Below are 2,744 nucleotides of genomic sequence, written 5' to 3'. Positions count from 1 at the left end.
TCCGGGGCCGGCGGGGCGTCCGGCGGGCCGGGAGTCGGGCCGGGATCCGGTCCGGGGCCGGGATCCCGCAGGCCGAGGCCGATGGCGTCGGCGACGGTCTCGCCGATCAGGGCGGGGCGTTCGAAGGCGTAGCCGACGGCCCCGCCGAGCGCCTCCCGGGACAGGTCCGGAAGTGCGACGCCGTCGAGGAGCACCGCGCCGCCGGAGGGGTCGGCCAGGCGGCCCGCGAGGGCGGCGAGGACCGACTTGCCCGCACCCGACCGGCCCACCACGCCACCGAGGACCCCCCCCGGGACCAGCAGGTCGACGCCGGACAGGCCGTCGGCGGTGACGCCTCTCAGCTCCAGGGCGCCGGGGCCGGGAGGCAGGGAGCGGCGGCCGTAGGACCTGCGCGGTTCGGAGAGCAGCTCGCCGATCCGCCCCGCGGCGGCGCGCGCCCGGGCCAGGCGGCCCAGGTAGCCCAGCGCCGAACCGAGCCCGGCGCCGAGGACGACGTAGCGGGCGGCCGAATAGAGCTCCCCCGCGGTGAGGTCGCCCGCGGCGAGGCGGAACCCCCCCACCCCGAGCACCGCCACCTCCAGCAGCGGCACCACGACACCGGCCTGCACGCCCGCGCGGCGTTGGTCCGCCACATCTCCATGGCGTGCGCGCGCAGCCGGGGGAGCGGGGCCAGCACCCGGGCCTTCTCCTCGGCGTGGGTCCCGGCGGCGGCGATGGTGCGCGCCCCGGCCAGGGCGTCGGTCAGCCGGGCCGCGATGTCGCCCTGCGCCTCCTGGTAACCGCCGGCGAGGGTGGTGCTCACCCTGAGGAAGGACCGGAGCACGAGCACGATGGCGACGAGGCCGGCGGCCAGGGTCAGCGTCAGCCAGGGGTCGATGAGGGTGAGCGCCACCAGGCCTCCCGCGGTGGGGACGACCAGCGCCGCCCCGGTGACGAGGGTCTCCGGCGCGCGGCCCGCCTCCTCGGCGTTGACGCCCGCCCGGGTGGCCAGCTCCCCTTCGGAGAAGCGCCGGTGCAACGCGGGGCCGGCGCCGAGCACGTGCCGCACGGTCAGGTGGCGCAGCCATTCCGAGGCCCGGGTGCTGCACGCTCCGGTCGCCCACACCCCGAGGGCGTCGCACGCCACGGCCACGGCCGCGACCACGATCGCGGCGCAGGCGCCCAGCCACGCCCCGCGGGACGGCGTGCCCGAGACGAGGGCGTCGACCGTCCGGCCCAGAACGAACGGGAGCGCCAGCTGCGCGAGCGCGCCGGTCACGGCGGTGACGGCCAGGACGCCGAGCCAGGGGCCGCCGCGCCGTACGATCCGGGCGAGCAGCCGATCCGACGACCGCACCCGTCCCTCCTCTCTGCCGTGCCGTCCGGAAGGGGAAAGCCCGGGACGGCCTCGGCAGGCCGTCCCGGGCACTCACGCCGCTAGTGGCAGAGCGCGACGCTGAGGTTGCTGGGCTTGCCGGAGTTGCAGGTCAGCACGGTCAGGCTGCTGCCGCCGCCGGTGGGGGCTTCCAGGGACTGCAGGTCGAGAAGTACCATTCGTTCACACCTCCTTCGGTGACTCGCCGGGGTGGGACCGCTCGGCGGGCTCGTGTGCGGGCGATGCCGTTGCCATGGCGCCTGCGCCGCCGGGCGGTTGGATGAAGGGGAGGAACACCGGGCGGTCGTTCAGCGCGGTGCTCATCGCGAACAGGACTCCGGCCGTGCCGGTCGCGAAGTCCATGGAGAGCCGGAGCAGCTGGTCGCCGGGGAAGGCCAGCCCGCCGCCGTGACTCAGCGCGTGCCAGGCCAGCCCCCGGATCTGCTCGGCCAGGCCGGTGCCGGGACCGTCGGGGAAGGGGCCCAGCCCTCCGCCGAGAGCCGCGATCATGCCGGCCCGGCCGGTGAACAACCCGGGCTGCACGAAGAACCTCCCGCGGGTGACGAGCCGGCAGGCGTCGAGCGCGGCCGCGAACCCCTCGTCGTCGCGGTGGACCAGATAGCGGGCCAGGACCAGGCCTATGCCCACCGATCCCTCGTCGAGGTAGGGCAGGGTGCGCCAGCCCTGGTCGACCTGGAGCGTCCGGTCCTGGGTGGTCCTGCACCGCCGCAGGTCCTGGCGGAGGGCCACGGCGGCGTGCTCCAGCAGCGCGGTGTCGCCGGTGTGCTCGTAGGCGTGCAGGAAGAGCAGGGCGGAGCCGGCCGAGCCGTACATCAGGCCGGCGCGGGGGCCGGTCCCGCCGCTGAGCTCGGGCACGTCGTCGGGGCCGCCGAGCCGGTCGGCGCAGATGCCCGCGGCGCGGAGCGCCGTGTCCGCGAACGCGCGCTCGCCGGTGCTCCGGGCGAGGTGGAGGAGGTTCAGGCCGATCCCGGCCAGGCCGCCGAACAGGCCGGTGCCGAGCAGCTCCCACCTCTCGCGCAGGCACCTGTCCACGATGTCCAGCGCGTCCTGGCGGTGGCCGAGCAGGTCCAGGACGTGCGCCACACCGTGCAGCCCGTCGTAGAAGCCGATGCGCGCCCCCCGGTCGAGGCGCGCGCCCGGCGCCGCAGCCACTCCTCGTGCTCGGGGAAGCGCCCGGCCCCGGCGGCGTCCAGCGCGTACAGCACGCCGGCGGCCCCGTGGGCGAAGGTGAGACCGCCGCCGGGTTCGAACTGGGCCGGGTCGCCGGGGAAGAGCCGGTCGTCGCGGTCGGGGGTGGCGCTCGCCAGGATGGCGCGGACCATCGCGTCGCGTACCTCGGGCCAGGCGTCGCGGCCCGGCCGGGGCACCG

At 76.8% G+C, this 2,744-nt stretch carries 4 protein-coding genes and 1 pseudogene; all 5 read right to left on the bottom strand.

Annotation, left to right across the window (positions count from 1 at the left end):
* Positions 1 to 272, bottom strand: a 272-nt coding sequence (locus ACWJ6R_RS34040; protein WP_449066153.1) for an ATP-binding cassette domain-containing protein, incomplete at its 3' end; no start/stop codon positions are given.
* 65 nt (positions 273 to 337) lie between these two features.
* Positions 338 to 1,336 carry an ABC transporter transmembrane domain-containing protein gene (locus ACWJ6R_RS34035; RefSeq protein ID WP_449066152.1) on the bottom strand — a complete coding sequence of 333 codons (999 nt, stop codon included), beginning with the start codon at positions 1,334 to 1,336 and terminating at the stop codon, positions 338 to 340.
* A gap of 80 nt (positions 1,337 to 1,416) precedes the next feature.
* Positions 1,417 to 1,533, bottom strand: a complete 117-nt coding sequence (locus tag ACWJ6R_RS34030) for a SapB/AmfS family lanthipeptide (protein ID WP_449066151.1) — start codon at positions 1,531 to 1,533, stop codon at positions 1,417 to 1,419.
* Positions 1,534 to 1,537: 4 nt separating this feature from the next.
* Positions 1,538 to 2,407, bottom strand: coding sequence for a lanthionine synthetase LanC family protein (locus tag ACWJ6R_RS34025; RefSeq protein ID WP_449066154.1), 870 nt, complete (start codon positions 2,405 to 2,407; stop codon positions 1,538 to 1,540).
* Positions 2,332 to 2,744 (bottom strand): annotated as a pseudogene (locus ACWJ6R_RS34020) (hypothetical protein); the annotation flags it as partial. The pseudogene ACWJ6R_RS34020 and the gene ACWJ6R_RS34025, both read right to left, overlap by 76 nt.

Source organism: Planomonospora algeriensis, assembly GCF_977012225.1.
The sequence above is the reverse complement of the archived record's forward strand: the minus strand, read 5'-3'. Positions and strand labels throughout refer to the sequence as shown.

Coding starts and splice junctions, on each gene's coding strand:
- ACWJ6R_RS34030 (WP_449066151.1), bottom strand. CDS start 1,533: ATGGTACTTCTCGACCTGCAGTCCCTGGAAGCCCCCACCGGCGGCGGC.